7 protein-coding genes are annotated in these 4,754 nt (G+C 34.7%); 5 read left to right on the top strand and 2 right to left on the bottom strand.

What is annotated here, in order from left to right; all coding sequences use genetic code 11:
- Positions 1 to 31: 31 nt before the first annotated feature.
- Positions 32 to 139 (bottom strand): DUF4183 domain-containing protein, encoded by a 108-nt coding sequence (locus AC1DUW_RS21235; RefSeq protein ID WP_407946278.1) that lies wholly within the window; start codon positions 137 to 139, stop codon positions 32 to 34.
- 581 nt (positions 140 to 720) lie between these two features.
- Positions 721 to 1,359, bottom strand: a complete 639-nt coding sequence (locus tag AC1DUW_RS21230; RefSeq protein ID WP_053345504.1) for a LexA family protein — start codon at positions 1,357 to 1,359, stop codon at positions 721 to 723.
- A 134-nt stretch (positions 1,360 to 1,493) separates the two neighbouring features.
- Here AC1DUW_RS21230 and AC1DUW_RS21225 point away from each other — a divergent pair, with 134 nt between their 5' ends.
- From AC1DUW_RS21225 to AC1DUW_RS21205, 5 genes are all read left to right on the top strand, one after another.
- Positions 1,494 to 1,718, top strand: a complete 225-nt coding sequence (locus AC1DUW_RS21225; protein ID WP_236694881.1) for a helix-turn-helix transcriptional regulator — start codon at positions 1,494 to 1,496, stop codon at positions 1,716 to 1,718.
- 377 nt (positions 1,719 to 2,095) lie between these two features.
- Entirely contained in the window at positions 2,096 to 2,311 is a 216-nt protein-coding gene (locus AC1DUW_RS21220) for a hypothetical protein (RefSeq protein ID WP_053345505.1), read from the top strand.
- A complete protein-coding gene (locus AC1DUW_RS21215; RefSeq protein ID WP_236694882.1) occupies positions 2,304 to 2,528 on the top strand; it encodes a YqaI family protein in 225 nt (74 codons plus the stop codon). The genes AC1DUW_RS21220 and AC1DUW_RS21215 overlap by 8 nt, the downstream gene beginning before the upstream one ends.
- 871 nt (positions 2,529 to 3,399) lie before the next feature.
- Entirely contained in the window at positions 3,400 to 3,861 is a 462-nt protein-coding gene (locus AC1DUW_RS21210; RefSeq protein WP_083450702.1) for an NUDIX hydrolase, read from the top strand.
- A gap of 519 nt (positions 3,862 to 4,380) precedes the next feature.
- Positions 4,381 to 4,754: esterase/lipase family protein (locus AC1DUW_RS21205; protein WP_477643384.1), on the top strand; the 374-nt coding region annotated here is incomplete at its 3' end.

Below are 4,754 nucleotides of genomic sequence, written 5' to 3'. Positions count from 1 at the left end.
ATAGAGGTTAATAGATCATCCATCTATAGTACTATAGTACACCATTAACATAACCATTAAAGTAACTATTATCTGTTGCTAAAGCCGGAAGTGTAGTAGCATCTGCTCCTGTGTCAGTCCAGAAGTCTTCAACTGCAATTGTTAAATTCCTGCACCTGTAACAGTGGCAGTAACTTCATTGAAGAACCTTACAACAGATGGAAACAAGGCAACTTGTGCAATAGGAAGTGAAAGCCTCTGACGGGATTCGAACCCGCACTCCTTTCGTAAGCATAGGATAGGGGAGAACACGCTTCCCTACGGATTTTCACCGGCAGGAATTGCACCTGCCGCAGCTTATTTGCTTTTCGGTGCTTCTGAAACCCTTACCTTGCGACCCGGTGGCTACAATGTTTTCCGGCGCTCTTCCCTTCTAGAGCTACAGAGGCGAAATATAATACTCTAATTATACGAATCTTATAAGTGGTTGTGAACGATAGTATAACCGAAATTAAAAGAATGAAAAACCTGACTTGATAAATATTAGAATCCTACGATAAAAAAGGGTTCTTCTTATTGTGCGGTAGATTTTGTGGGATTGCTGCAAAAATTAATAAAGGTCCAACCTGGTTGATAGATGAAAATGACCAGGGCTTCCTTGATAGAGAAATAAATTAAATGACAAAACATCTAAAAGAGGGTGAACCTTCGCCCATCTTAAATTGCTCACGATTGGAATTATCAATCGTATATTTTTATTGCTTGAACTACTTTTCCTAATATTCGAACCCGATCTTTTTTGATATTATAAGTTTTTTCTTCATAAAATGGATCTGTGCTGGATGGAATCAGTGTGATGTTTTCTTCGAAAATGTTCACTTTTTTGACTGTAGCATCATGACCATTTACTAAGACCACACCAATTTTACCCCTTTCAACATAGGTTGTTTTTTCAACTAGGATAAGTGAGCCGTCGCTGAATTCTTTATTCATGCTGTTGCCATTTACCTTAAGGTAAAAATATTCTTTGTTTGTATCTAGCATAGAATTTAAAGTAGGCATATAGGCTTCAATATACTCTCGGGCAAAATTCGGTTCACCAGCAGGGATATTTCCGTAAACACCAATAAATCTGACGTTCTTCTCGTTTAAATATTCCATTGAAGGATCATCTTCAACTGTAGGTGATCCTTCAATGAGATGTGAAAGCGGTATATCAAAGCACGTAGACATCAGGCTTAATTTATCCATTAAAGGTTTGTTTCGCCCCGATTCCCAGGCTGATACTGCTGTAGGAGCAACTTTTAATATTTTTGCTAAATCTTCTTGGGTCATTCTTCGTTCTTTTCTTAACTTTTTAATTCGTTCTCCAATGTGCATATTTCTTCACCTCTATCTTGAATATACACTATGAGTGAATATGAGTAAACTTAAAGTGTGTGAATTTTACAACAATATGTTGTTAACTATACTTCAAGTGTGATATTATTTTTTTAGACAGGAGGTGACAAGATGTGACAAATATAAAGTTTACAATCAAACAGGCGAGAAAGTATAAAGGTTTAACACAAGAAGAAATGGCAAAAGTGCTAGGAATGGCCAAGAGAACCTATATTGATTACGAGCAATATAAAATTCCTTTACGTATTGATAAGGCTTTTTTGTTTGCAGAGTGCGTTGGTTTTTCGATTGACGATATCATTTTTTTTGACCCTGACATACACTTTAAGTGTAGTTAAGGGGCAAGTTTACCATCTGACTTAACAACAAGTGATTGAGCAACCCTTTTTGAATGGGGTAATAAAACCACTCAATTATATGGGAACAAAGGCGAACGTTTTAGGATATAAAAGAACATTGCTTTAAACATCTTTGGGTGAAGGGATTATCTAACAGTTCGGAAAATAAAACACTTGTATAACAATATGGCTGATGGTCGTATTAAAGGAATTAAGTCATATGAGTGATGTTATCTTTTGGTTAATGACTGAAGAAGCCGGATTTATTATATTGAAAATCATCCGAAAGTGCCACTGGAAAACCAGACTAAAAATAGAGTTTTCTCAAAAATCCATACTTATGATGATTTGAGAAAACAATTGGGAAGGTGGATAAAGTGGAAAGAGAAATTAAATCATTTGAGGTAGTTTCAGGAGCAGTTGTTAATACCATTTCGATTGGTAGAGAATTTGGTGGAGAAATTGTTGAGGACATTATCTTACACGATGGAGTATTCAAATTGTTTAATCGCAAGGACGAGCTTATCACAGAAATTAATTTACCTGTTGTTGGTGTGAAATACGAGTATAAAGGAGGCGAGTTAAGTGCCTAAAGAAATCAAACATCCGAAAATTTCTCAGACTCTAAAGTTAGGTTTTCTTAGCTTTAAAGCGCAACCAGAACATGCAGGCATTGATTATTATGGCCATGGAATTTTATTGGGTGATTCAATTGTAATGGATCCATCCACAGGTGAAGTTGTGTTGAAAGTAAACCTAGATAGTTACCTTAGTGAAGTTTACGGTTTTTTATTTAAAACTGCTGATTAAAAAAGGACTCTTGGATCAAATCCAGAAAGACAATCTATTTGTTTTTGGAAGGCAACATGAGTTATTGAAAAGAAAGGATTTAATTACAATCTATGAAATGAATTATATAGTACACTAAGACTAGGAGCAATTGGACAGTGGCGCATTCGAAGAAATTGCAAATAAGATTAATAAAAATATTTGAGCCCTCTTTCCTTTGTAGGAGATAGGGCTTGTTCCTTATAGAAAGGCAAATCATCCTGAATTTCATGTCTAATCATCGATAATAATACCCTAATTTCAATTTAATAATCTTCTCTAAGAAAGTGACTTTAATCTTTTGGATACATTCGGATGTGCAATTGTAACTGTCCAGCGGAGATATTTACCTAATATAGTAACAATTAAAGAAGGTAATATGTATATAAAACGTATAAAATGTTAAACCCTCTAGCGCAGGTTCTTTGCTTATTGTCCTATCTRCTTCTGTTCAATAGTTGTGTGCTATATTTGAAGTGAAGAATTTGAAATGCTGTCACCCTATCCTTTGTATGGAAATTAATTCGACAAAACATAGAAAACTTCTATACTATCGGGAATTCACTACTCCTAAGCAAAAGAAAAGTTGAAGTTGTGAAAAAAAAAGCCTTTGGGGAAAATACAAAACAAATGGCTTTTTTTATGAAGAAATCTTATTCTGAAAATAGGCAAATATACGATCTAACTAGAAGAACAAAATAAGAATCAGTATAGGTCAATCTAATTAATGTTGGCTTTTTTGTTCGATAATGGGATGATGCCACAAAGAAAGTTAGTAAGCTGATAATGCAGTGATTTAAGAATAATCTAATTAATAATTTAAAGTAATATATTCTATTAGAGGTGTTGGATTATGAGGTCGTTCAAATATACAGTTTGTTTTATTAAGCAAGGGAGTAAATTGCTCATGCTTAATAGAGAAAAAGCGCCAATTATGGGAGTTTGGAACGGTGTGGGAGGAAAAATTGAAAGAGGAGAATCACCAGAGGAAGCTGCTCTGCGTGAAGTAGAGGAAGAAACTGGTATACACTTAGAAGATTTTTTCTCACAAGGTACAATAACATGGGAAACTTCAGAGGGTGTAATCGATGGGCTTCATGTTTTTTTAGGTGAGTTAGATAGCAGTCATGTCTATGAGACACCAAAGAAAATGCGAGAAGGTATTTTAGATTGGAAGTCAATTGACTGGATACTCGACTCTCAAAACCTTGGTATTCCAGAGAAAATACCTCACTACCTGCCAGTATTATTGGAAAAGGAAGGGGTTCATATCTTCACCTATATGGATGGTAAGATGATACATGATGCTAATTAGATATCATTAAACTAGAGCTTTGATAAGTTTAATATGAAAAATGATAAGGTCAGCATAAACATTATTGACTTTCCTATTATGGGGTTGTATTGATTGAGTCGACATTTTATAATGTTGGCTTTTTGTTTTCTCATCCTAATGCCGATAAAAATGTTGTAACCCTTTTTTTGAACCAAAAATTGGCCGAAGTGCACCTGCTACAGATTTTACGAGATTTTATTTATGAGAGTTCCTCTTAAATGAGATGGACCTATGTTTATTAATAAGATATAGATATACTAGTCATACTTTATCTCTACCTTGTTGAAATATCTCTAGTTTTTTTCACTCATTTTTAGAAAGATTGCAGGTAATAGATTGCTAAAGCACAAATATACACTTAATAAAGACTTGTAAAATGGTAAAAGGAGGTTTTGGATATTCGGAAAATTCAAAAAGAGGTTTAGGAGGAGATAATAATTGAAAAGAAATTTAATTAAATATATCGTTTTTCTAGTCCTCATTTCAACAATATTAGTTATGGTTAAGCCAGACATTACCTCGGCAGGAAAATTAAAGCCGCCATCTGAAACTTTCACACCAGGGGATTGGTTTCTAGGAGATATCCCGCCTAATCTAGATGTAAATAAACCACCAATCGTATTTGTTCAAGGGAAAAATGGTAGTTCAACTAGCTGGTACGGAGAAACGGAATATCATGGTGTCAATGATATGTATACAAAAGCATATGAAGCGGGTTACCAAACTGTTTTTGTTCAGCTCTATGATGCGGCCGGAAATGGTTCAGTAAGCCAATATACTAATGGTAGGCTATTAGCATCACAACTTGCTGAAATCAGTAACCATTTTGGGGGAAAAAAAGTTAATATTATAGCTCATAGTAAGGGAGGGCC

The organism is Peribacillus sp. P4_C12 (genome assembly GCF_056402095.1).
Note: the sequence above shows the minus strand (reverse complement) of the source record. Positions and strands in the feature narration are given on the sequence as shown.